Genomic DNA, 23,079 nt, shown 5'->3' on the forward strand with positions numbered 1-23,079 from the left:
GGAATCTAAGGGTTTATAGGTAAAACTGGTATCATTGTCATGTTCAAAACTTAATAAATTACCCTAGCGCTTAAAGACACTCACCTCCCGCACAAACAGTCCTGGGTTGGTCTTTTTGGGGTGTTGAGCGTCGGATGGAGCAGGGACTGGAGATGGTTTGTCACCCTTGCTTCCTTCTTTTCCCCCCGCCGTATTGGCTTTAGCCGACGGCACACTTTTTCCCGGTCTGAGTATTGGCGCCCCTGGCGAAACTACCGGCGAAGTGGTTTTTAATACCGCACTGACTGGTTATCAAGAGATCATTACCGATCCTAGTTACTCGCGCCAAATTGTGACCTTAACGTATCCCCATATTGGAAACGTTGGAGTAAATCATCAGGATGCAGAGTCAGATCGAATCCATGCTGCTGGTCTGGTTGTAAAAGATCTCTCTAGGCGAGTTTCGAACTTCCGCTCTGAAGAAAGTCTTGACAGTTATTTGACCAAAGCGGGCGTAGTAGGGATATCCGGTATCGATACCCGTAAGCTCACCCGTATCCTCCGTGATACAGGTGCTCAGTCTGGTGCAATTGTTGCTGGCAAGATGGGTGACGACATAGAAACCCTCGCCAAGAAAGCCTTGGAATTGGCGAAGGCCTTTCCTGGTATGTCCGGCTTAGACCTGGCTAAAGTCGTAACGACTACAACGCCTTATCAATGGCGCGAAGCCGAGTGGGAGCTGCATGGTCCCGAGGATAGGCCAATATATAAAACCTTGGATACCAATAAGCCAATCAAAAAAGTGGTTGCTTATGATTTTGGCGTCAAGCGTAATATTTTGCGCATGCTGACCGAGCGAGGTTGTGAGCTAACCGTAGTGCCTGCGCAGACTACCGCCGCTGAGGTATTTGCTATGAATCCCGATGGCGTGTTCTTCTCAAATGGTCCTGGAGACCCCGGTCCTTGCGATTACGCGATTACTGCCGCTAAGGAAATCATTGAGAAGGGTATTCCTACTTTTGGCATCTGCTTGGGACATCAAATCATGGGCTTAGCTGCTGGTGCTAAAACACTGAAGATGAAGTTTGGTCACCACGGTGCAAACCATCCTGTTAAAGATTTGGATACCGGGCGCGTGGCGATTACTTCCCAGAATCATGGTTTTGCTGTTGATGCCAATTCTTTGCCTGACAACGTTCGTGTCACGCATGTTTCTTTATTTGACGGATCCTTGCAAGGTCTTGCTTGGAAAGATAAACCTGCTTTGTGTTTCCAGGGCCATCCTGAGGCCTCACCAGGTCCTCATGACATTGCCTATTTATTTGATCGTTTTGTGGAGCTAATGAATGCTGCCGCTGTTGGTAATAAGGGGGGCAAATAATGCCTAAGCGTAGCGACATTCAGAGTATCTTGATTATTGGTGCTGGTCCAATTGTGATTGGACAGGCTTGTGAATTTGACTATTCCGGTGCGCAGGCTTGCAAAGCCTTGCGTGATGAAGGCTACAAAGTCATTTTGGTCAACAGTAATCCTGCGACCATCATGACTGACCCAGAAATGGCGGATGTGACTTACATTGAGCCAATTACTTGGGAAGTGGTAGAGCGCATTATTGCCACAGAAAAACCCGATGCGATTTTGCCAACGATGGGTGGTCAAACTGCCTTGAACTGCGCGCTCGATTTGCATCGCCATGGTGTTCTCGAAAAATACGGTTGCGAATTGATTGGCGCTTCACCTGAGGCGATTGATAAAGCAGAAGACCGTCAGAAGTTTAAAGATGCTATGACCAAAATTGGTCTAGGCTCTGCGAAGTCTGGTATTGCGCACTCCATGGATGAGGCGCATGAAGTACAGCAGCGCATTCAGAAGGAAACGGGTAGCTTAGGTTTTCCAGTTGTTATTCGTCCTTCATTCACGATGGGTGGATCTGGTGGTGGTATTGCCTATAACCGTGAAGAGTTTGAAGAGATCTGTAAACGTGGTTTAGATTTGTCGCCCACCCGTGAACTGTTGATTGAAGAGTCTCTGTTGGGTTGGAAAGAGTTTGAAATGGAAGTCGTGCGTGACCGCGCCGATAACTGCATCATCGTTTGCTCAATTGAAAACTTGGACCCAATGGGCGTGCATACCGGTGACTCGATTACGGTTGCTCCAGCGCAAACTTTGACTGATAAAGAGTATCAAATTCTGCGGAATGCTTCAGTTGCGGTATTGCGTGAGATCGGCGTGGATACTGGCGGCTCGAATGTCCAGTTTTCGATCAATCCAGTTGACGGTCGTATGATCGTCATCGAGATGAACCCACGCGTTTCACGTTCATCTGCTTTGGCCTCTAAAGCGACTGGTTTCCCGATTGCCAAGATTGCTGCCAAGCTGGCAGTAGGCTATACGCTGGATGAGTTGAAAAATGACATCACTGGGGGCGCTACTCCAGCATCCTTTGAGCCTTCAATCGATTACGTTGTGACTAAGATTCCGCGCTTTGCGTTTGAGAAATTCCCCCAGGCTGATTCTCGTTTAACTACGCAGATGAAATCCGTAGGTGAGGTGATGGCGATCGGTCGCACCTTCCAAGAGTCTTTCCAGAAAGCGCTTCGAGGCCTCGAGGTTGGTGTTGATGGTCTCGATGAAGTTTCTACAGACCTCGATGACATCATTCAAGAGATCGGCGAGCCAGGCCCAGATCGTATTTGGTATTTGGCTGATGCTTTCCGTATGGGTATGGGTCTCGATGAGGTTTACAACGAGACTAAAATAGATCCTTGGTTCTTGGAGCAGATCGAAGAGCTCATCACGATGGAAACTGAGCTAAAGCAGCGCAAGATCGATAGCTTGTCTGCTCCTGAGTTGCGCTTCATCAAGCAAAAAGGTTTTTCGGATCGCCGCTTAGCGAAATTATTGGGGGTGGATGCTTCCTCAGTACGTGCAGCCCGTCATCGTCTCAAAGTATTGCCTGTATATAAGCGGGTAGACACCTGTGCGGCTGAATTTTCAACTAACACTGCATACTTGTATTCCACCTATGAAGCAGAGCATGGCGAGTGTGAATCCAATCCAAGTACTAAAGACAAAATTATGGTCTTAGGTGGTGGTCCAAACCGTATTGGCCAAGGTATTGAGTTCGACTATTGCTGCGTCCACGCGGCTCTTGCCATGCGTGAAGATGGCTACGAAACCATTATGGTGAACTGCAACCCAGAAACCGTTTCTACTGACTACGATACTTCGGATCGTTTGTACTTTGAACCATTGACCCTCGAAGATGTTTTAGAAATCGTTGCGATTGAAAAACCCAAAGGTGTGATCGTGCAGTATGGTGGTCAGACTCCTTTGAAGTTGGCACTGGATCTTGAGGCTAATGGCGTTCCTATTATTGGCACATCACCAGACATGATTGATGCTGCAGAAGATCGTGAGCGCTTTCAGAAGTTGTTGCATGAGCTGAACTTGCGTCAGCCGCCTAATCGTACTGCGCGTGCTGAAGACGAGGCTCTTAAACTCGCAGAAGAAATTGGTTATCCACTCGTTGTTCGTCCTTCCTATGTACTGGGTGGTCGCGCCATGGAAATTGTTCATGACGGCCGCGATCTCGAGCGTTACATGCGTGAAGCAGTAAAGGTCTCCCATGACTCACCCGTTTTATTGGATCGTTTTTTAAACGATGCCATTGAGTGTGATGTCGATTGCATCAGCGATGGTCAACAAGTGTTTATCGGTGGCGTAATGGAGCATATTGAGCAAGCTGGAGTTCACTCTGGTGACTCCGCCTGTTCATTGCCACCTTATTCTTTGTCTGATGAGACCATTGCAGAAATCAAGCGCCAAACTGCCGCGATGGCCAAGGGTCTTAATGTTGTTGGTTTAATGAACGTACAGTTTGCAATCCAGAATGTTGACGGTAAAGATGTCATTTACGTGCTTGAGGTAAACCCGCGTGCCTCCCGTACCGTACCATTTGTATCTAAGGCGACGGGTTTGCAATTAGCTAAGATTGCCGCTCGTTGTATGGTTGGTCAAACCTTGGAGCAGCAGGGTATCCTGAATGAAATCAAGCCCCCTTACTTTTCTGTAAAAGAAGCTGTGTTTCCATTTAATAAATTCCCAGGCATTGATCCAATCCTGGGGCCAGAGATGCGCTCTACCGGCGAGGTCATGGGTGTGGGCAAAACATTTGGTGAGGCACTCTTTAAGTCTCAGTTAGGCGCCGGTGTTAAGTTGCCGAAAAGCGGAACAGTATTGCTAACAGTAAAAGACAGTGATAAGCCCAAGGCAGTTGAGGTCGCAAAACTCTTGCATCAGCTGGGATTCCCAATGGTGGCCACGAAAGGGACTGCTGCTGCAATTGAAGCAGCTGGTTTACCGGTTCGAGTCGTGAATAAGGTAAAAGACGGTCGCCCACATATCGTTGACTTAATCAAGAATGGTGAGATCTCACTCGTGTTTACCACTGTTGATGAAACTCGTACTGCGATTGCGGATTCACGTTCGATTCGTACTAGTGCGCAAGCGAATAATGTGACTTATTACACCACTATTAGCGCCGCACGTGCGGTCATGGATGGATTGATGACATCACAGAATGGCAATAAAGGGTCTCTTGAAGTATATTCATTGCAGAATCTGCATCAGACTCTTAATTAATTCAAGTTAGGTAGAAGCATGAGCACAATTCCTATTACCAAGCATGGCGCAGCCCTTCTCAAGGAAGAGCTGCATCGTTTAAAGCATATTGAGCGTCCATCGGTGATCATTGCGATCTCTGAAGCACGTGCTCAAGGCGATCTTTCAGAGAATGCTGAGTACGACGCTGCTAAAGAGAAGCAAGGCTTTATCGAAGGTCGTATTCAGGAACTCGAAGGCAAGCTTTCTGCAGCGCAGATTATTGACCCAGCCAGTCTTGATGTAAACGGACGCATCGTATTTGGAGCGACAGTTGATCTTGAGGATTTGGAAGATGGCACTAAGCTCACCTACCAAATTGTTGGTGATGATGAGGCTGATATTGCAGTAAGCAAGATCTCCATTAGCTCACCAATTGCACGCGCTTTAATTGGCAAAGAAGAGGGTGATGTCGTCGCAGTTCAGGCGCCAGGTGGTAATCGCGAAGTAGAGATTCTCGCGGTTCGTTACATCTAATAGCGGCATCCTTCAGAAAGCTAAGATGCGGAATCTAGATGCCTCAAATTACATCGGGGCTCAGAGATTATTTATTCTGATTGCAGGCTTGTGGGTAGGCAGCTTACTCGCCGTAGGTTATCTCGTTGCTCCAGCTATCTTTAGCACTATGACCGATCGCCAGGCTGCCGGTATGGTTGCTGGTAGCATTTTTAGGATAGAGGCCTATCTCAGTTTGATCGTATGTATCGGCTTAATGGTGCTTGCCAACCTATTGGTCAATCGCGGCCTGCATCAATTCAGAATCATTCGTTGGATTTTATTAGCAATGTTGCTTTGTTCAATTGCGGCTGCGTTCATCTTCATCCCTTGGATGAATTCCTTAAGAGATGATGCTCTGCTTCAAGGTATGCCGGTGATGCTTTCTCCCTCGGCGACGCTGTTTGGACGATTACATGGCGCTTCTAGCATTTTCTTTATGCTGCAGAGTATTTTGGGAATTTATTTGGTCTGGCGTTTAAGCGATAGACAGCAATAACCAGCAACAAACAGCAACAAACAGCAACAACAAAAAACGCCGACTAGCGGCGTTTCTTATTTGGTAGAGTTACATTCTTCAATGCGCTTGATATCAAGAGCCGAGTGATTTCTTCTTAGTGCTGCTCATGCGTTCTTTGCGCCTCTTAATTGGGGCAGGAGCCGCCGCTGCCTTGCGGTAGCCTGGTGATGACCAGCCAATCTTGGACTCCGCAGCGTCCGCACGCAGAACGCGTTTCTTCGGCGTAGCGCTTTTCACAGCAGCAGCTCTTTCGAAGGGGGACTTGTTTGAGGCAGAGCGTCGGTCCGATCTCTCCGAGGTGCTGGTACGAATACCTGTCTTGGTAACTACGCGATTTGGCTGACGCTTAGTGCGAGGCGCTTGCAATGATTTTTTGGTTTGCTTGCTTGATCTGCCTAAGTTGGCAAAAGCTTCATCCACCACATCTTTTGGCTTCCAGAGGACGAGTAGTTTTCCAATATGCTGAACAGGTGCTGCATCCAGTTTGTCACAGAGCTCTTCATAGATGGCAACACGCGCTTCGCGCTCGTCGCCAAAAACGCGAACTTTGATTAAGCCGTGATGAGAAATGGCCAATTTAGCCTCTTTAATCACGCCAGGAGTCAGGCCATCGCCGCCAATCATGATCACGGGACTCAGGTCATGAGCGTCAGCTTTAAGGGATTTGCGTTGTGCGGGGGTAATAGTAAGTGCAGTCATGGCCTCGATGATAGAGCATTAGGGCTTGTAAAACGGGGCTTTCACCACCATATAGTCATGAATTTAGGCGTTTTACGTCGATTCCTTTTGCCTTAGCTGGCATAAACAAGGAAAATAGAAGTCGAAAGTGGGTAAGTTGTGGCAAAGAATAAATTTAATAAAAGTTGGTTACAAGATCACCTCAATGATCCTTACGTCAAAATGGCCCAAAAAGAGGGTTATCGTGCACGCGCCGTCTATAAGCTAAGCGAAATAGATGAGCAAGACCGACTTATCAAAGCAGGCATGACCATTGTGGATCTTGGGAGCGCTCCTGGGAGCTGGTCGCAGTACGCCCGCAATCGATTGACCGAACTTGGCAAACACAATCCGAATATTGAATCTGGCAAGCCTGATGGAATCATTATTGCGATCGATATTCTGCCGATGGAAGATATTGCGGATGTTTCCTTTATTCAAGGAGATTTCCGAGAGGATGAGGGTTTGCAGGCCTTAGAGGCACTTTTGCCGGCTGATGCGGGCGGCAAAGTGGACCTTGTGTTGTCCGATATGGCGCCCAACCTATCCGGTGTAGGTGTTGCTGATGCCGCTCGGATGGCCTTTTTGGCTGAAATCGCCTTGGATTTTTCTCTTCAGCACCTGAAGCCAGAAGGGGCCTTATTAATTAAGTGCTTCAATGGCAGTGGTTACAGTCAAATCGTAGAATCTTTCAAAAAGGTCTTTAAAACGGTCGCCTCCAGAAAACCTAAAGCTTCTCGGGCGAAGTCCTCGGAAATCTTTTTATTGGGCCGTGACCTCAAACAAGCTAAATAACCCCCTAAAAACAGGGGTTTATCAAATAAAGTCGCTCCCAACCCTTGAAAAAGCCTAGTAGTAGAATCAAATACTCAGATATAGCAATCCGCTTTAACTCCCGGATTAATCCGGCAAAGGTCTCCTGTTGAATAACAATATGCTGCAAAAAATTGGTGTATGGCTCATTGTGGGCCTGGTGCTCTTTACTGTTTTCAAACAGTTTGACAAGCCAAGAGATCAGACTCAGGTCACTTATTCTCAATTCATGGATGATGCCAAAGCTGGCAAAGTGAAGCGAGTAGATGTACAGGGCCGCACACTTCAAGTCACCCCAAATGACGGTACCAAATACTCCATCATCTCTCCAGGAGATATTTGGATGGTTGGCGATCTCATGAAGTACGGCGTTCAAGTTACCGGCAAAGCAGACGATGAGCCAAATATGTTGGTTTCTGCTTTGTATTACCTCGGACCTACTTTATTGATCATTGGTTTTTGGTTCTTCATGATGCGTCAAATGCAGGGCGGCGGGAAAGGCGGAGCATTTTCTTTCGGCAAATCCAAAGCACGTCTGGTTGATGAGAACAGCAACACCGTTACCTTCGCAGATGTTGCAGGTTGCGATGAGGCAAAAGAAGAAGTCTTTGAGATTGTGGATTTCTTGAAGGATCCACAGAAGTTTCAAAAGCTGGGTGGCCACATTCCGCATGGCGTATTGTTGGTTGGCCCTCCAGGAACAGGTAAGACTTTGTTGGCACGCGCAATTGCGGGTGAAGCCAAGGTACCGTTCTTTGCAATTTCTGGCTCAGACTTTGTTGAGATGTTTGTTGGTGTTGGTGCATCTCGTGTGCGAGATATGTTTGATAATGCCAAGAAAAACTCTCCTTGCATCATCTTCATCGACGAGATCGATGCTGTCGGTCGTCATCGTGGCTCCGGTATGGGTGGCGGTAATGATGAGCGTGAGCAAACGCTCAACCAGATGCTCGTTGAGATGGATGGTTTTGAAAGCAATAGCGGTGTGATCGTCGTTGCTGCTACCAACCGTTCCGACGTGTTGGATAAGGCTTTATTGCGTCCAGGACGTTTCGATCGCCAAGTACACGTAGGCTTACCGGACATTCGTGGTCGTGAGCAAATTTTGCAAGTACATATGCGTAAAGTGCCGATAGATCCGGATGTCAATGCTGCTGTACTAGCGCGTGGCACGCCTGGTTTCTCCGGCGCAGATTTGGCAAACTTAGTTAATGAGTCAGCATTATTTGCAGCACGTCGTAATAAGCGTGCGGTAGATATGATAGACTTTGAGGATGCCAAAGATAAGATCTACATGGGTCCTGAGCGTAAATCGGCTGTCATGCGTGAAGAAGAGCGTCGTAACACGGCCTATCATGAGTCGGGTCACGCAGTGGTAGCCAAGGTATTGCCTAAGGCAGATCCAGTTCATAAAGTTACTATCATGCCGCGCGGTATGGCCTTGGGCGTGACTTGGCAGTTGCCTGAATTTGATCGCGTGAACTTGTATAAAGATCGCATGATGGAAGACTTGGCCATTTTGTTTGGTGGTCGTGCTGCTGAAGAGGTGTTTTTAAATTCTTCAAGCACTGGCGCTTCAAATGACTTTGAGCGTGCTACCAAAATGGCTCGTGATATGGTGACCCGTTATGGAATGAGCGATAGCTTAGGTACGATGGTCTACGTAGATACTGAGTCTGAGAGTATTTTCGGACGCAATAGCACGAAGACCGTTTCTGAGTTAACTCAGCAAAAGGTGGATGCAGAAATTCGTGCATTGGTGGATAGTCAGTATGCCTTGGCAAGATCGATTCTTGAGCAAAATCGCGACAAGGTTGAAGCAATGGTAGCTGCATTGCTTGAATGGGAAACCATTGACGCTGAGCAGATTACCGACATCATGGAAGGTCGTCCACCGCGCAGTCCTAAGGCGCCGCCAGCAACTCAGTTTGGGAACTCTGCTGGTACGCCGGGTCCTGCTGCGGGCGCTGCTCCAGCGACTGCTTAGTTATTTCTAAGTTACTCCTTATTAAGCGCTAGGTGATGAAGCACACTCTGCCCGCAACGTGGTGTTGCGGGCGTTTTCTTTTTGACTTTAGCAAACGTCAACGCCCACTCGTCATGGGTATTCTGAATACCACGCCAGATTCTTTTTCTGATGGGGGGCAGTTTCGTACAGCAAGCGATGCTATTGCCCAGGCTGAGCGCATGATTGCCAGTGGCGTAGACATGATTGATATTGGTGGAGAATCTACTCGCCCTGGCGCTGAGCCAGTTTCTCTGCAGGAAGAGTTAGATCGTATCCTGCCGGTAATTGAGGTCTTGAAGGATTGCGGAGTAGCGCTATCGATTGATACCTATAAAGCAGAGACAATGCGTCAAGCTCTTAAGGCTGGCGTGGACTGTGTGAATGACATCTGGGCATTGCGACAAGAGGGTGCGTTAGAGGCTGTACTCGAGAGCGGAGCAAGCAATCCAGAGAGACTCTGCGGAATTGTCTTAATGCATATGCAACGTGATCCTCAAACGATGCAGTTTAATCCTGAGTATCAAGATGTCATTGCTGAAGTAAAGCTATTCCTGCAAGAGCGTTTAGCTTTACTTGAGGCACGGGGCATTGCACAAAATCGTATTGCCATTGATCCAGGGTTTGGTTTTGGCAAAAGCCTGGTACACAACCTCAATATGCTCACCAACTTCGATCACTTCTCCCAACTGGGCTATCCAGTGCTGGCGGGGATTTCTCGTAAATCGATGTTGGGTAAGTTAACAGGTCGTGATACCAACGAGCGAGTAGCGTCCAGCATTGCGGCGGCCATTCTGGCAGCAGATCGGGGTGCCCGCATTATCCGGGTCCACGATGTTCAGGAGACGGTAGATGCGCTCAAGATCTGGGAAGCGGTTCAGACTTCATAAGCCAGCGTTAATTTAGCTTGGATACTGACAAGTTTTATAATCAAACACATGAAAAAACAATACTTTGGTACGGATGGCATTCGCGGTGAAGTAGGGCAATTTCCGATTGTTCCGGAATTCATTACGCGTCTTGGCTATGCTGCAGGCAAAGTATTGAGTGGTCAGGTAAAGCCAGGTGAGCGTTGCAAGGTTCTGATCGGCAAAGACACGCGTGTCTCAGGTTACCTATTAGAAGCTGCCTTAGAAGCAGGCTTTGCTGCTGCTGGCGTTGATGTAATGCTGTGCGGCCCCATGCCTACTCCTGGAGTGGCTTATCTCACTAAAGCCCTCCGTTTGTCAGCGGGTGTGGTGATCTCAGCATCACACAATCCGTATCAAGATAACGGCATTAAGTTTTTTTCTGCTGAAGGGGGCAAGTTAACGGATGAGTTTGAGCTCGCTATTGAAGCTGAACTTGAAAAACCCATGGGCTGCGTTAGTTCAAAAGAGTTAGGCAAGGCCTTCCGTATCGATGATGCCGCTGGCCGCTATATTGAGTTTTGCAAATCTACCTTTCCAGGTGAGCTTAATCTCAAAGGTTTGAAGTTGGTAGTGGACTGCGCCAATGGTGCTGCGTACCATATAGCTCCTCATGTCTTTCATGAACTGGGTGCTGAAGTAATTCCGATTGGCGTGCATCCTAATGGCCGCAATATTAATGATGGTTGTGGTGCGACAGCGCCTGCAGCATTAATTGCCAAGGTCAAAGAAGTAGGTGCTGATTTAGGTATCGCGCTAGATGGTGATGCAGATCGACTGCAAATGGTCGACGCCTCTGGTCGCTTATTTAATGGCGATGAGCTCCTCTATGTTTTGGCAAAAGATCGTATCGATCGTGGTGAAGCTATTGGTGGAGTAGTAGGCACCTTAATGACGAACCTTGCTGTAGAAAATGCTATCAAAGGCTTAGGTATTGGATTTGAGCGCGCTAATGTGGGTGATCGTTACGTTTTAGAGTTGCTTAAACAAAAAGGATGGATCATTGGTGGCGAGGGTTCGGGTCATTTACTTTGCTTGGATCAGCATTCAACAGGCGATGGCACGATTGCCGCTTTGCAGGTGCTGGCAGCAATGAGCCAATCCAATAAGGGTCTAGATCAACTGCTGGATTCTGTAAAAATCTTCCCTCAGGTGCTTTTAAACATCAAGTTCAAAGCTGGGTATGACTGGAAGTCCGATAGCGCCCTTAAAGCGAAGATCAGCCAGGTGGAAAGTGATCTTCAGGGCACGGGTAGAGTGCTAATTCGTGCTTCAGGCACAGAGCCTGTCTTGCGGGTTATGGTTGAGGCTCAAGATGGCAATATCGCTATGAACTCGGCTAAGGGAATTACCGATTTAGTACCAACCAGCTAACTCACTGTTTTCATTGAGTTAGTTTAAGTTAAAACGTTTGTCATCAAATAGTCATAATCACATCGTATCGTCCTGTTATCGCAATATTGCGTAACTTATCTGAGGAACGATCTACATGAACTCATTTTTGAAAAAAGCGTTAGTTGTTAGCGCAATTTCATTTGCACCAGTTGCATTTGCGGCCGACATGACCGGTGCTGGCGCAACATTCCCATACCCAATCTACGCTAAATGGGCCGAAGCCTATAAAGCAAAAACGGGTTCTAACTTGAACTACCAATCTATTGGTTCTTCAGGTGGTATCAAGCAAATCAAAGCCAAGACTGTTGATTTCGGTGCAACCGACAATCCAGTGAAATTTGAAGATCTAGAAAAAGACGGCATGGTTCAGTTTCCTGCCATTATTGGTGGTGTTGTACCAGTAATGAACGTGGATGGCATCAAGCCAGGCGAACTCAAATTAGATGGCCCAACATTGGCTGACATTTTCCAAGGTGTGATTTCTGATTGGGGTGACAAGCGTATTGCTTTGATGAACCCAGGCGTAAAGATTCCTTCAGGCCCGATTACTATTGTTCACCGTGCTGATGGATCCGGAACAACAGCTATTTTTACTGACTACTTAGCAAAAACCAGCTCACTCTGGAAAGATGCTGTAGGTGCAGGCGCTTCTGTTAAGTGGCCAGCTGCCTCATCTGTTGGTGGTAAAGGTAATGAGGGTGTTGCAGCAAACGTTTCTCGCGTTAAGAACTCAGTTGGTTACGTTGAGTACGCTTATGCCAAGAAAAACAAAATGACTCACATCGCTTTGAAGAACAAAGAAGGTAACTTTGTACAGCCTGATGACTTGACCTTCGCAGCAGCTGCTGCTGGTACTGATTGGGCAAAGATTCCAGGTATGGGTACTTTTATTACCGATGCTGCTGGTGCTAAGTCATGGCCAATCACTGGTGCATCTTTCATCCTCTTGTACAAGAACCCAGATAACAAGGCAAATGCTGCTGAAGTAATGAAGTTCTTTGACTTTGGATTTAAAGAAGGTAAGAACATGGCTTTAGAGTTGGATTACGTGCCAATGCCTGACGCAACAACAGATTTCATTCGTAAGAATGTATTCACAAAAGTTGTTACTAAGTAAGGTTGGTTGATTAAGTTTTCTTAATCACTACTGAATAACAGCCTCACTTTATGTGAGGCTGTTTCAATATTTAAATAAGCATAATTTATGATTGAATCAACCCAGTCACACTCGGCACCAACGCCGCAAGCCTTGCGTATTGCCAAGGTTCAGCGTATTCAGGACTTTCTCTTTCATGGAATTACGCAATTCTTTGCTTTGACAGTCTTAATTGCCTTGCTTGGCATTATTATTTCGCTAATATCTAACGCTTGGCCCGCTTTGAGCACCTTTGGCATCGGCTTTTTCTTTAGTCAAGAATGGGATGTCATCAAGGGTCAGTTTGGCGGTCTCATTGCGATCTATGGCACCTTAGCCACTTCTATCATTGCTTTATTGATCGCCGTTCCTCTGAGCTTTGGTATTGCGGTCTTTCTTACTGAATTATGCCCAAGCTCTCTGCGTCGACCTTTAGGAACTGCGGTAGAGTTGCTCGCAGCTGTTCCATCTATTATTTACGGTATGTTCGGCCTGTTCATTTTTGCACCCTTATTCGCGGAGTATGTTCAGCCAGCTTTAGCCGGAACCCTGGGTCAGATCCCTGGTTTAGGAATATTGTTTTCAGGTGCCTTTAACGGTATTGGTATCCTCTGTGCCGGTTTGATCCTGGCAATGATGATTTTGCCTTTCATTGCCTCTGTGATGCGCGATGTTTTCGAGATTGTTCCACCTGTACTCAAAGAGTCTGCCTATGGTATCGGTTGCACTACTTGGGAAGTAGTTAAAAATGTAGTCCTGCCTTACACCAAAGCAGGTGTGATCGGCGGCGTGATGTTAGGACTAGGCAGGGCGCTTGGTGAAACTATGGCCGTAACTTTCGTGATCGGTAATGCACACCGTTTATCGCCATCCTTATTTGCACCAGGTACTTCCATTGCCTCCACACTCGCTAATGAGTTTGGCGAGGCTGAAGCGGGCAACCATTTATCCTCCTTATTCGCCTTAGGTTTGGCGCTTTTCATCATCACCTTTATTGTGTTGGCATTGGCTAAGTGGATGCTCAACAGTATGGAGAAGAGGCAGGGCTTAAAAACATGAGTAATTTTTCCAATATTGATCTCTCCCTTTTTGCGAAACGTAAGCGTGCCAATAAGATCGGACTAACCCTTTCTATGGGTGCCATGACTATTGGCATGATCTTTTTATTCTGGATTTTGGGTGTGTTGTTGTTTAAGGGTTTTGCTGCCCTTGATATTTCGCTATTTACGCAAAGTACTCCAGCGCCAGGTTCTGAAGGTGGTGGTCTAGCCAATGCGATTCTCGGAAGCCTCATGATTGTTGCCAGTTGTACATTTATCAGTACACCAATAGGTGTGCTGGCTGGCTTATATCTTTCCGAATACGGGGATAGAAGTAAGGTAGCTGGGATAACCCGTTTTGTTACTGACATCATGTTGTCTGCCCCATCAATTGTGATCGGCTTGTTTGTGTATGCCCTCGTCGTTGCCCAAGTGCGCCACTTCTCTGGCTGGGCCGGTACGCTTGCTTTGACTTTAATTGCTGTTCCAGTTGTTGTTCGTACTACGGAGAATATGCTGCGCTTAGTCCCTGGCAGCTTGCGTGAAGCAGCTTATGCTTTAGGTACGCCGAAATGGAAAGTGGCTTTTAAGATTTCTTTAAGAGCAGCGCAAAGTGGTGTGATGACTGGCATTTTGTTGGCCTTGGCTCGAGTCAGTGGTGAAACAGCGCCTTTATTGTTCACTGCTCTGAATAATCAGTTCTTCTCCACCAATATGAACGCACCTATGGCGAATTTGCCGGTAGTGATCTTCCAGTTTGCAATGAGTCCCTACGACAACTGGGTGGATCTTGCTTGGGGTGGTGCACTATTAATTACGTTTGCTGTATTGGGCTTCAATATCTTGGCTCGAGTGTTATTTCGAGACAAGGTCCAAGGATAATGAGTAATATGAAAACAATGTTTGACTTAAACAAGATCGATGGTCAAGGAGCAGTAATGAACGATACGACAAGCCAAAACGCACCAGCTGCGGTTAAGAATGCAATCGAAGTGCGTAACTTGAACTTTTTCTACGGCTCCTTTCAGGGTTTGCAGAATATTAACTTGGACATTGAAGAGGGCAAAGTTACTGCCTTTATTGGTCCTTCTGGTTGCGGCAAATCCACATTGCTCAGAACTTTGAATCGTATGTACAGTCTTTATCCAGGTCAACGTGCCGAGGGTGAGATTAATTTCTATGGCCAGAACATTTTGACCCCCGATCAAGATGTGAATCTACTGCGCTCAAGAATCGGCATGGTTTTCCAAAAGCCAACACCATTCCCAATGTCTATTTATGAGAACATCGCCTTTGGTGTGCGTCTATATGAAAAGCTTTCACGCTCTGAAATGGATGAGCGTGTGGAGTGGGCCTTAAATAAGGCTGCTTTGTGGAACGAAGCAAAAGACAAGCTAAACCAAAGTGGTTTATCTCTTTCGGGTGGTCAGCAGCAACGTTTATGTATTGCCCGTGGTGTAGCTGTTAAGCCTTCCGTAATGTTGCTAGATGAGCCAACTTCTGCCTTGGATCCAATCTCAACCGGTAAGATTGAAGAGCTGATTAATGAGCTCAAGCATGAATACACCATCGCGATTGTTACTCACAATATGCAGCAGGCCGCTCGCGTATCAGACTACACTGCCTATATGTACCTAGGAAGCTTAATCGAGTACGGTAAGACTGATGAAATCTTCATTAAGCCTAAGCGTAAAGAAACAGAAGATTACATTACCGGTCGTTTCGGTTAATCGGAGATATATATGGTAGATAAACACCTTTCGTCACAGTTTGACGCTGACTTAAATGCTCTTTCAAGTCGTTTGCTAGAAATGGGCGGTCTTGTTGAATCACAGATTTCAACAGCAATGCGCGCATTTACGCAAATGGATGTTGAGACATGCAATGTTGTCATTCAGAATGAAAAGCTCGTCAACGATCTAGAGATTCAGATTGACTTAGCTTGTACCGAATTGATTGCACGCCGTCAGCCAACAGCAAGAGACCTGCGCTTGGTGATGGCGGTTTCTAAAGCGATTACCAATTTAGAGCGTGCGGGTGACGAGGCGGAGCGCGTTGCCAAGAGAACCAAGCGCTTAATTGAATCTAGTGCTCCACACAATATCAACGTGGCTGAGATTCGTTTATCTGGGCAGATGGCGATCTCATTGCTCCGTCGTAGCTTGGATGCTTTTGCGCGTCTAGATACTGTCGCTGCAGCTGAGGTAGTTGAAGAAGACCGTCAAATTGACGAAGAGTTCAGAGGTTTTGTGCGTAAATTGATTACTTATATGATGGAAGATCCCCATACGATTTCCACGGGCTTAGATATGCTGAGCATTGCTAAGGCGATTGAGCGGATTGGCGATCACGCTAAGAATATTGCTGAGTTCGTAATTTATGTAGCTAAGGGATCCGATGTGCGACATATTCCTCATGAAGATTTGGTTCGCGAGGCTAATAAAGAGTAAGCCGGACCATTACGGAGCTGACTATGACTCACCGCATATTGATTGTCGAGGACGAGCCTTCTATTGCAGAGCTGATTGCAATCAATTTAACTCATGCCGGATATGATGTTGAAAAGGCGATGCAAACGGATATTGCATTGAATATGATGCGCGACCAGCTTCCCAGCCTATTGATTTTAGATTGGATGCTGCCCGGAAAGTCTGGCGTTCAATTTGCTAAAGAGCTAAGGGCAAATGACCGTACCCGTTCTTTGCCGATCCTAATGCTCACCGCTAAAAGTGAAGAGTCGGATAAGGTTTTGGGCTTGGATTCTGGTGCAGATGACTATGTGACTAAACCTTTTTCGCCAAAAGAGTTAGTAGCGCGTGTAAAGGCGCTTTTGCGTCGCCAAAGTCCTGTAGAGGATTCTGGGCCCTTATCTGTTGGCCCCTTAAAGCTTGACCCTTCGTCTCATCGAGTAATGGCTGTTTGGCCCAATACAGAGCCTCAAATTGTCTCCTTAGGGCCTACTGAGTATCGATTACTTCAGTTTTTAATGGCCAACCCAGAGCGAGTCCATTCACGGGCTAATTTGCTGGATAAGGTATGGGGTAATGAGGTCTACATTGAAGAGCGTACTGTGGATGTTCATATTAAAAGGCTCAGAGCTGCTTTAGCTACTTCAGATTGCGATCGCTACATCGAGACTGTGCGTGGCAGCGGCTACCGCATCACCAAGATTCCTACCCAGACCTGATTCTATAGGCCCTCTGATTAGTTTTTCTAATCCGCTGGTCTAGATGCTCTAAGATTGTCGTATGTTATCTGTTATTACCCGTTTTAGTCTCCTCATTTGTCTAGCGTTTCTTGCGGCTTCTATTGCATTAAGCCACTTAGGCCCTTTTCCAGCCATAGCCGCTGGAATATCTATCCTGTCCATCCCTTTAATCTATTCGTATATTAATTTAGCGCGCTTACGAAAATTTACAGGTGAGGATGCCTTGGAGTCTATGCCTTTACCTAGCGGCTACTGGGAGGAGATTTTTTTCCGCATTCAGCGTTTAGTCCGCAATCTCAAGCAACAAATTCGGTCCATTGAAAAGCAGCACAGTCGATTTATTGAGGCTTTTCAGGCCTCTCCCAACGGTATTGTGATGTTGGATGATCAGGATCAGATCGAGTGGTGTAATGCCATTGCAGAGCGCTTCTTTGGTTTAAGCTTCAAGCGCGATGTATTACAAAGAATCAACTTCCTGATTCGTCGTCCCGAGTTTGTGCAATACCTTTATAAGCGTCAATTTGAAGAGCCATTGCTGCTTGAGAGGATGGGTCCTGCCGCCAACTTGAGTCTGATGTTGCAAGCCTTTCCGTTTGGGGATCAGCGCCATCTCTTACTGATTCAAGATGTCACAGATTTGCAGAAAGCCGATGCGATGCGACGTGATTTCGTGGCCAATGTTTCCCATGAGATGAGAACGCCAATTACCGTCTTGATGGGTTTCTTAGAAACGATGCAGTCATTAGATTTGGATAAGACCCAGCAAAATCAGTATTTTGAGATGATGATGTCTCAAGCTCAGCGTATGAAGAGTCTTGTAGAAGATCTTTTAACTTTAGCTAATCTTGAGGCTAATACATTGCCTGCACCTATGCAGGCAATTAGCATTACGACCTTAATGGCCCTTCTGAAAAATGATGCAGAAGCGCTTTCTCAAGGGCGTCATGCATTTAATTTTAATATCTCCAGTCCAAGTCATTTGTTGGGAGAGGAGCGAGAGATCCTCTCTGCGTTTGGTAACTTGGTATCGAATGCAATTCGTTACACGCCAGACGTCGCCTCAATTAGCGCGAATTGGCGCATCAATGAACGCGGGGAGGGTGAGTTTTCTGTGACCGACACTGGCCCCGGCATTGCTTCAGAGCACTTATCTAGATTGACTGAGCGCTTTTATCGAGTGGACAGAAGTCGCTCTAGGGATACTGGTGGAACGGGCTTAGGTTTGGCGATCGTCAAGCATATTGCTAATCGCCATCACGCTCAGCTCCTTATTGAGAGCACTCCTGGGAAGGGTAGTACTTTTATCCTACGCTTTCCCAAGGAGCGGATTGCTGATTAAGGGTGATTCTTTAGCTTAATCCTTCCTGTCTTTCTTATCCTTCCTGTCTTTCTTATCCTTTTTCTCTTTCTTTTTCTTGGATTCCTTAGGAAGCTTCTCTAGACTGCCGTTGGCATATAAGCACCAAACCTTAATCTCTTCCAATAACTCATTTAAATCGTCATAAGAGAGATTCTTAAAGTCTTGCAAGCCAATAGCGCCAGACTCTTGGAGCTGTTGAACAGCGTCTTCATATTTGTAATCGCTCATGGTTTTCCAGGTAAAAAGTAATCAGAACGAACACATCCTAGCAAAGTAATATGACAAAAGTGCTTTTTTTGATCTGAATGGGGGTTTTTAGTCTGGCCCTGAGGAAATCTCCGAGCTGCGCTTGACGCCGGTCAATCTCCCAATTAAGCGTTCTAGTGGCCCACCAATTATTAGGGTTATTAAAATAGCGAGAAATGCTAAGCCTCCCAATGCAAGCTCGCCAGCGCCAAATGCAGCTGCAATGAGGGCGCAAGACCAGATGCTGGCCGAGGTCGTTAGGCCATGCACCCGTTGTGAGCTACGCTCCCTGATGATGACTCCAGCCCCTAAAAACCCTAGTCCTGTGATGAGCCCCTGCAATACGCGACTGAGAGCTTGTACATCAGTAGCTCCAAGGTGGCCAATCGATAGAACCGCAGTAGCTGAACCAATGGCAACAAGGCAGTGGGTACGAATGCCCGCAGATTTATGATGCATCCAGCGGTTTAAGCCTAAAACCGTACCCGCTACGAGTGCTAGAAAAAGCCGTAGCGCCATTTCTCCGTACAGATTCCAGTATTCCATATCGCCCTTTATCTGATTACTTCAATACTTGCAGTATTAAATAATCTTTTTAATCTTCAGCCCTAGGTATACGGCGCTACCCACACATGCCATGAGGACCATGACAATATAGAAGGATTCTTTTAAGCCAGGTAAGTCTTCCATATTCATACCCATGATGCCAGTCAATAGGGTCATCGGCAAGAAGATCACGGTCATCACTGACAGCACCTGTAGGTTGCGAGCGTTAAATTCGGCGACATGCGCTGCTTGCTCATCCTGCAATACCTTAGCTCTATCGTATAAATTGGAAATTTCTTGAACTAAGTAGGAGAGTAGATCTAAATCTTCATTAAGGCTGAATTTATCGTCCTCAGAAAACCAGTAGGGCAAACGTTTTTGCAGTCGATGCAGTGCAATTAACTCTGGAGAAAATTGACGCCTTAAGCGACTGCATTGAATGCGTATGCGACCTAAATACTCATGCTCTGGCAAATCTTGACCTTTGAGTAGGATTTCTTCTAAATCATCCATGGTCTCGGATAGTCGGATCAATAGCGTTCTGAGGTATTCAGCACGCAAATCAATGAGTTCATGAAAAATCTCAATAGCTGAGCGCGGATTTAATAGACCATTTCTTAAATCAAAGCGCAATTTATCAGTAGTTCTTAATGGATTATTTCTCAGGGAGATCATCAGCCGTGGCGTCATAATCGCCCATAAGGTGCCCAAACTAGAGTCACCTTCACCTTCACCAAACTCTTGATGAAAATCATTCATGACCATGAGTAAGCAGTCATCTAGTTTTTCAATACGCTCAAGCCGGCTACGGGTTACACCTTCATCAATCATCTCTACAACTCGCTCGGGCACTAAGTCGGTATTTTTTAGCCAGCGCTGCACTTGAGAGTTAGATAAATTGAGATGAAGCCAAATCGATAGCTCGGGCTTATCCAAAGAATTGGCGATATTAGCAAGTGGAATCTCATGGTTTTCACCTGAGCTAGTCATCGCCCATGCAAAGACAACGCCATTGACTGGAAAGGGGTGGTGTATTAGTTCTGTCACGGATTGGCTTATCTATTGTTATTGGTTAAATAATGACAGCTCATTGCGTATTAATTTGTTGAATATATTTTTTGACATACGCTTGTCTTATTGAGTTTATAAAATTACGAGCAGTAATGGAATTTAATAGTAATAATTTAATTTCGTATCTAACTCAATTAATAGTGAAAGGACTTGTAATTATGAAAAAGCGCATTATTCAACTTCTACTCATGTGGCGTGAAGCTCGCGTGTCGTACCGCAATCGATACATGCGTCATCGCCTCGGTAGCTAAATATTGCTCTATCAGCTTATTTCAATGGGTTTAAGATATTCTGAGGCACGACCAGCGCTCTGAAGCTGAATGGGCTAGATTCACGAGCATTGGCTCGAATTTCTACAGCATGAACCTGTTCAGCTCCCATAACCTCAAGCCTGTATACATTTTCAATCAACTTATTCTTTTGATTGTATAGAGGCTGATCTATCTTGAGCTGATGGCTATCACCATGTATCAACAAAACCGGAATGGGTAGTTTTTCTGCTTGCTCTTTTAATAATGTGATGGTGTCTCTATAGCCACTGCTAGCACTCGTAGCTAACTCGGGCGAATAAAATATATCGGCCTGAAAAGCAATAATCATCCCCGCATACTGCTTATCTTTTGCCACCTGAAATGCCTGACTAATCCAGGCTAAGTTGGCACTATTTCTGGATGCATATTCTTGATTTGATTCCTCATCTCTTCCCAAATTATTGTTTGAGCCGGGAATATGCACATTCACAAATAGAAAGCCAGATTGATGCCACATCGCATTTTCAACATAAGGAGAAAATTGTGGCATGAGGTCAGATTGACGTTGAAGCTTCAGCTTAACCTTTCCAAAACTATTGCTGGTATTGAACTGGGTTGACCGAATGTGATTTAGGCGCTCTAGCGGATCATATCCGCCTGCCAAGACTCGATGGCAATCAGTCCATTCGTTATCTCCAATGCTATAGATCAATGGTGCCTGAAAGGTGTTGAAATAGGCCGTCATTTTCTCAACATGTTGATTGCTACAAGGGGAGCTGCCAGATTTTGTATCGCCCACAAATATTGAGAAATCGGGTTTTTGTTTATTAATGGATGCGATTAGTCGCTCAAAGCGAGGAAAGTCTGCAGGCTGCGAGTAGGGCATATCCCCCAAGGCAATAAACTTGACTGATTGGGCGAGCGCGCTCCCCATGGTCATTAGGCTAAGAGTGACCAACATAATCTGCAAAGCAGGATTTCTTTTAATTTGATTTTTCATTAAAACCTCCAGGTAAAGCCAATCTCAGAGCGTGAAGAACTGATACCATTGTTAGAAAGTACAACTCCCATATTGGCTGCGCTGCGCATATATGACAGACCAATATCGAGTTGATCACTTGCTGAGATGATGGCTGCTAATAAAGCATAGTTTGTAAAGTAGGGCTCGTCGGTTGGTGGGCTAGTGGTAATGCCAGTATCTAGAGCTAACCTAAAGCCTTTGACTACGGTCCATACAGGGGCAGCTGAAAAGAACAGGGTATTGGTTCTGTTGGGCGTGCTGCTCCCACCAATTAGATAATTGGTGTTGTAGGGAGAGTTCGTATAAGAGGCATTGACATGCAGCTCAACAACATCCCAGTATCGAGAGCCGATTAAATTAAAGCCATAGGCTGGCATTGCGAGATCTAGGCCTTGCACCTGTTGTTGCGGTGATCCGGGTAATGTCAGGCTTGGCTTAACTGCTAAAGCCCACTTTCCATCGATATCTTCTGCAAAGCGCCATTTTAGGGCGATGACTTTGTTTGCTACGGGGGAGTAATTTCCCCTAGGACTAGCAAAATAAGTTGCTCCGATGGAGGCTTCAGTATTTTCAGTTATGCCTCGGGTATAAGTGAATGGAAATGCTTTTGCCTTTCCTCCCCCAAAATACTCCTCACCCGGCGTAATGACGTCTACAGTATTTGCTATACCACCACCATGGGATGCTGTAGTAAAAAAATACTGCTCAATTTGATTTTTATTTTTCGCTACCGTTCCGGCATCATCGGTATTTAACGGCTCAAATGCATTACTTGTCAGCGGCATCAATAAAAGTAGGGCGGCGATCAAGCGCATGAATGAAATGACTTGTGTCATCTAAAACCCGTAAATTACCTTGTAAATATGACAGATTCGAGTATTTATGGGCCGTCCGTCACATCACCTTAATCAAATTGAAATATATCGCTTTTAATATGTCAAAAATTGTATTGCAGTGATATTGACTTCAAAGGACATAAACACAATGAATCTGGAAATAAAGACGAATTTGTCTCAAATTTTTCGTCAAGCTGAATCCACTCATCATGTGGATCAGTCTGGGCAAGAGGGCGATACCAAGGTGCCTAAAGCCTATTCTTTACGATCAACATCAACCCCTTTTGTTGTTGATCAGCACTTTGCTTTGCAGTTAGATGAAATCATTTAATGGTGAGCGGCAATGAGTAATCCCCATAATATTTTGTTTCTTTGCAATGGTAATTCTGCGAGATCTATTCTGGCAGAGGCCTTGGCTACCACCCTCAGTCATGGCCGATTTATTGGCTATTCTGCTGGCGCAAAGCCGGTGGGCCAAATTCATCCCATGGCGCTAGAATTGATTAAAACTATGGGCTATCCATTGCAAATGCTGAAAAGCAAGAGTTGGGACCAGTTTGGACGCGAAGGAGCGCCTAGGATGGATCTCATCATTACCCTCTGTGACTCGGCAACTGGGGAGGATTGCCCTTATTGGCCGGGCCACCCCTCAACAGCCCATTGGGGATTCCCCGACCCAACTACCGTCGAGGGTGGTGACGAGGCGATGATGCATGCGTTTAAGCAGGTAGAGATGGGCTTACGCAATCGGATTGAGTTGCTCATGGACCTACCCGTGACGCAGCTAGATCGAGATGAGCTTAACGAGCGCTTGCAAAGCATTCACCATCGAATTCAATTCGACCAGTAAGCACCTTCTTGGCTTGATCTA

At 46.1% G+C, this 23,079-nt stretch carries 23 protein-coding genes; 17 read left to right on the top strand and 6 right to left on the bottom strand.

Annotated elements, in window-relative coordinates:
- The first annotated feature begins 166 nt into the window (after positions 1-166).
- Genes carA through DN92_RS04735 form a run of 4 tightly spaced genes read left to right on the top strand, consistent with a single transcriptional unit; the run spans position 167 to position 5,635 of the window.
- Positions 167-1,360 (top strand): glutamine-hydrolyzing carbamoyl-phosphate synthase small subunit, encoded by a 1,194-nt coding sequence (carA, locus tag DN92_RS04720; RefSeq protein WP_173961255.1) that lies wholly within the window; start codon positions 167-169, stop codon positions 1,358-1,360.
- Entirely contained in the window at positions 1,360-4,623 is a 3,264-nt protein-coding gene (gene carB, locus DN92_RS04725; RefSeq protein WP_173960168.1) for a carbamoyl-phosphate synthase large subunit, read from the top strand. Before carA ends, carB begins: the two co-directional genes overlap by 1 nt.
- An 18-nt stretch (positions 4,624-4,641) precedes the next feature.
- Positions 4,642-5,118: a transcription elongation factor GreA gene (gene greA / locus DN92_RS04730; RefSeq protein WP_173960169.1), complete on the top strand. Its 477-nt coding sequence runs from the start codon at positions 4,642-4,644 to the stop codon at positions 5,116-5,118.
- A 25-nt stretch (positions 5,119-5,143) separates the two neighbouring features.
- Positions 5,144-5,635 carry a DUF4149 domain-containing protein gene (locus tag DN92_RS04735; protein ID WP_217426053.1) on the top strand — a complete coding sequence of 164 codons (492 nt, stop codon included), beginning with the start codon at positions 5,144-5,146 and terminating at the stop codon, positions 5,633-5,635.
- 93 nt (positions 5,636-5,728) lie between these two features.
- Here the strand turns inward: DN92_RS04735 and DN92_RS04740 are convergent, their stop codons facing one another.
- A complete protein-coding gene (locus tag DN92_RS04740) occupies positions 5,729-6,355 on the bottom strand; it encodes a YhbY family RNA-binding protein (protein ID WP_173960170.1) in 627 nt (208 codons plus the stop codon).
- Positions 6,356-6,493: 138 nt separating this feature from the next.
- Between DN92_RS04740 and DN92_RS04745 the strand changes: the two genes are divergently transcribed.
- From DN92_RS04745 to phoR, 11 genes are all read left to right on the top strand, one after another.
- Positions 6,494-7,168: an RlmE family RNA methyltransferase gene (locus DN92_RS04745; protein ID WP_173960171.1), complete on the top strand. Its 675-nt coding sequence runs from the start codon at positions 6,494-6,496 to the stop codon at positions 7,166-7,168.
- Positions 7,169-7,295: 127 nt separating this feature from the next.
- The gene (gene ftsH, locus DN92_RS04750; RefSeq protein WP_173960172.1) at positions 7,296-9,173 is read left to right on the top strand and encodes an ATP-dependent zinc metalloprotease FtsH; all 1,878 of its coding nucleotides are present in this window, start codon (positions 7,296-7,298) and stop codon (positions 9,171-9,173) included.
- A gap of 35 nt (positions 9,174-9,208) precedes the next feature.
- On the top strand, positions 9,209-10,081 hold the full coding sequence (folP, locus tag DN92_RS04755; RefSeq protein ID WP_173960173.1) for a dihydropteroate synthase: 873 nt from the start codon (positions 9,209-9,211) through the stop codon (positions 10,079-10,081).
- Positions 10,082-10,129: 48 nt separating this feature from the next.
- A complete protein-coding gene (glmM, locus tag DN92_RS04760; protein ID WP_173960174.1) occupies positions 10,130-11,473 on the top strand; it encodes a phosphoglucosamine mutase in 1,344 nt (447 codons plus the stop codon).
- Positions 11,474-11,588: 115 nt separating this feature from the next.
- Positions 11,589-12,611 (top strand): phosphate ABC transporter substrate-binding protein PstS, encoded by a 1,023-nt coding sequence (gene pstS / locus DN92_RS04765; RefSeq protein WP_173960175.1) that lies wholly within the window; start codon positions 11,589-11,591, stop codon positions 12,609-12,611.
- An 87-nt stretch (positions 12,612-12,698) separates the two neighbouring features.
- Complete coding sequence (gene pstC, locus DN92_RS04770) at positions 12,699-13,688, top strand: phosphate ABC transporter permease subunit PstC (RefSeq protein WP_173960176.1); 990 nt, start codon at positions 12,699-12,701, stop codon at positions 13,686-13,688.
- Positions 13,685-14,551, top strand: a complete 867-nt coding sequence (gene pstA, locus DN92_RS04775; protein ID WP_173960177.1) for a phosphate ABC transporter permease PstA — start codon at positions 13,685-13,687, stop codon at positions 14,549-14,551. Before pstC ends, pstA begins: the two co-directional genes overlap by 4 nt.
- A gap of 56 nt (positions 14,552-14,607) precedes the next feature.
- Positions 14,608-15,399 carry a phosphate ABC transporter ATP-binding protein PstB gene (gene pstB / locus DN92_RS04780; protein WP_173961257.1) on the top strand — a complete coding sequence of 264 codons (792 nt, stop codon included), beginning with the start codon at positions 14,608-14,610 and terminating at the stop codon, positions 15,397-15,399.
- A 12-nt stretch (positions 15,400-15,411) separates the two neighbouring features.
- Positions 15,412-16,119, top strand: coding sequence for a phosphate signaling complex protein PhoU (phoU, locus tag DN92_RS04785; RefSeq protein ID WP_173960178.1), 708 nt, complete (start codon positions 15,412-15,414; stop codon positions 16,117-16,119).
- Positions 16,120-16,142: 23 nt separating this feature from the next.
- Complete coding sequence (phoB, locus tag DN92_RS04790; RefSeq protein ID WP_173960179.1) at positions 16,143-16,856, top strand: phosphate regulon transcriptional regulator PhoB; 714 nt, start codon at positions 16,143-16,145, stop codon at positions 16,854-16,856.
- A 61-nt stretch (positions 16,857-16,917) separates the two neighbouring features.
- Positions 16,918-18,216 carry a phosphate regulon sensor histidine kinase PhoR gene (phoR, locus tag DN92_RS04795; RefSeq protein ID WP_173960180.1) on the top strand — a complete coding sequence of 433 codons (1,299 nt, stop codon included), beginning with the start codon at positions 16,918-16,920 and terminating at the stop codon, positions 18,214-18,216.
- Positions 18,217-18,231: 15 nt separating this feature from the next.
- Here the strand turns inward: phoR and DN92_RS04800 are convergent, their stop codons facing one another.
- From DN92_RS04800 to DN92_RS04820, 5 genes are all read right to left on the bottom strand, one after another.
- The gene (locus DN92_RS04800) at positions 18,232-18,465 is read right to left on the bottom strand and encodes a hypothetical protein (RefSeq protein WP_173960181.1); all 234 of its coding nucleotides are present in this window, start codon (positions 18,463-18,465) and stop codon (positions 18,232-18,234) included.
- An 87-nt stretch (positions 18,466-18,552) separates the two neighbouring features.
- Positions 18,553-19,029: an MgtC/SapB family protein gene (locus DN92_RS04805; RefSeq protein ID WP_173960182.1), complete on the bottom strand. Its 477-nt coding sequence runs from the start codon at positions 19,027-19,029 to the stop codon at positions 18,553-18,555.
- A gap of 36 nt (positions 19,030-19,065) precedes the next feature.
- Positions 19,066-20,076, bottom strand: coding sequence for a CorA family divalent cation transporter (locus DN92_RS04810; RefSeq protein WP_173960183.1), 1,011 nt, complete (start codon positions 20,074-20,076; stop codon positions 19,066-19,068).
- 291 nt (positions 20,077-20,367) lie between these two features.
- Positions 20,368-21,351 carry a hypothetical protein gene (locus DN92_RS04815; RefSeq protein WP_173960184.1) on the bottom strand — a complete coding sequence of 328 codons (984 nt, stop codon included), beginning with the start codon at positions 21,349-21,351 and terminating at the stop codon, positions 20,368-20,370.
- The gene (locus DN92_RS04820; RefSeq protein WP_217426054.1) at positions 21,351-22,208 is read right to left on the bottom strand and encodes a hypothetical protein; all 858 of its coding nucleotides are present in this window, start codon (positions 22,206-22,208) and stop codon (positions 21,351-21,353) included. The genes DN92_RS04815 and DN92_RS04820 overlap by 1 nt, the downstream gene beginning before the upstream one ends.
- 148 nt (positions 22,209-22,356) lie before the next feature.
- On the opposite strand from DN92_RS04820, the gene DN92_RS04825 reads away from it, so the two are divergent.
- Both DN92_RS04825 and DN92_RS04830 read left to right on the top strand, forming a co-directional pair.
- Positions 22,357-22,539, top strand: a complete 183-nt coding sequence (locus DN92_RS04825; protein ID WP_173960185.1) for a hypothetical protein — start codon at positions 22,357-22,359, stop codon at positions 22,537-22,539.
- A 12-nt stretch (positions 22,540-22,551) separates the two neighbouring features.
- Entirely contained in the window at positions 22,552-23,058 is a 507-nt protein-coding gene (locus tag DN92_RS04830) for an arsenate reductase ArsC (protein WP_173960186.1), read from the top strand.
- Positions 23,059-23,079: the final 21 nt, after the last annotated feature.

This window comes from Polynucleobacter arcticus, from assembly GCF_013307205.1.
GTDB lineage: Bacteria > Pseudomonadota > Gammaproteobacteria > Burkholderiales > Burkholderiaceae > Polynucleobacter > Polynucleobacter arcticus.

What these genes read in the sequence shown, in the direction of transcription:
- carB (WP_173960168.1), top strand. Translation starts at nt 1,360, where the DNA reads ATGCCTAAGCGTAGCGACATTCAGAGTATCTTGATTATTGGTGCTGGT.
- greA (WP_173960169.1), top strand. Translation starts at nt 4,642, where the DNA reads ATGAGCACAATTCCTATTACCAAGCATGGCGCAGCCCTTCTCAAGGAA.
- DN92_RS04735 (WP_217426053.1), top strand. Translation starts at nt 5,144, where the DNA reads ATGCGGAATCTAGATGCCTCAAATTACATCGGGGCTCAGAGATTATTT.
- DN92_RS04740 (WP_173960170.1), bottom strand. Translation starts at nt 6,355, where the DNA reads ATGACTGCACTTACTATTACCCCCGCACAACGCAAATCCCTTAAAGCT.
- folP (WP_173960173.1), top strand. Translation starts at nt 9,209, where the DNA reads ATGAAGCACACTCTGCCCGCAACGTGGTGTTGCGGGCGTTTTCTTTTT.
- glmM (WP_173960174.1), top strand. Translation starts at nt 10,130, where the DNA reads ATGAAAAAACAATACTTTGGTACGGATGGCATTCGCGGTGAAGTAGGG.
- pstS (WP_173960175.1), top strand. Translation starts at nt 11,589, where the DNA reads ATGAACTCATTTTTGAAAAAAGCGTTAGTTGTTAGCGCAATTTCATTT.
- pstC (WP_173960176.1), top strand. Translation starts at nt 12,699, where the DNA reads ATGATTGAATCAACCCAGTCACACTCGGCACCAACGCCGCAAGCCTTG.
- pstA (WP_173960177.1), top strand. Translation starts at nt 13,685, where the DNA reads ATGAGTAATTTTTCCAATATTGATCTCTCCCTTTTTGCGAAACGTAAG.
- pstB (WP_173961257.1), top strand. Translation starts at nt 14,608, where the DNA reads ATGAACGATACGACAAGCCAAAACGCACCAGCTGCGGTTAAGAATGCA.
- phoU (WP_173960178.1), top strand. Translation starts at nt 15,412, where the DNA reads ATGGTAGATAAACACCTTTCGTCACAGTTTGACGCTGACTTAAATGCT.
- phoB (WP_173960179.1), top strand. Translation starts at nt 16,143, where the DNA reads ATGACTCACCGCATATTGATTGTCGAGGACGAGCCTTCTATTGCAGAG.
- phoR (WP_173960180.1), top strand. Translation starts at nt 16,918, where the DNA reads ATGTTATCTGTTATTACCCGTTTTAGTCTCCTCATTTGTCTAGCGTTT.
- DN92_RS04800 (WP_173960181.1), bottom strand. Translation starts at nt 18,465, where the DNA reads ATGAGCGATTACAAATATGAAGACGCTGTTCAACAGCTCCAAGAGTCT.
- DN92_RS04805 (WP_173960182.1), bottom strand. Translation starts at nt 19,029, where the DNA reads ATGGAATACTGGAATCTGTACGGAGAAATGGCGCTACGGCTTTTTCTA.
- DN92_RS04815 (WP_173960184.1), bottom strand. Translation starts at nt 21,351, where the DNA reads ATGAAAAATCAAATTAAAAGAAATCCTGCTTTGCAGATTATGTTGGTC.
- DN92_RS04820 (WP_217426054.1), bottom strand. Translation starts at nt 22,208, where the DNA reads ATGACACAAGTCATTTCATTCATGCGCTTGATCGCCGCCCTACTTTTA.
- DN92_RS04825 (WP_173960185.1), top strand. Translation starts at nt 22,357, where the DNA reads ATGAATCTGGAAATAAAGACGAATTTGTCTCAAATTTTTCGTCAAGCT.
- DN92_RS04830 (WP_173960186.1), top strand. Translation starts at nt 22,552, where the DNA reads ATGAGTAATCCCCATAATATTTTGTTTCTTTGCAATGGTAATTCTGCG.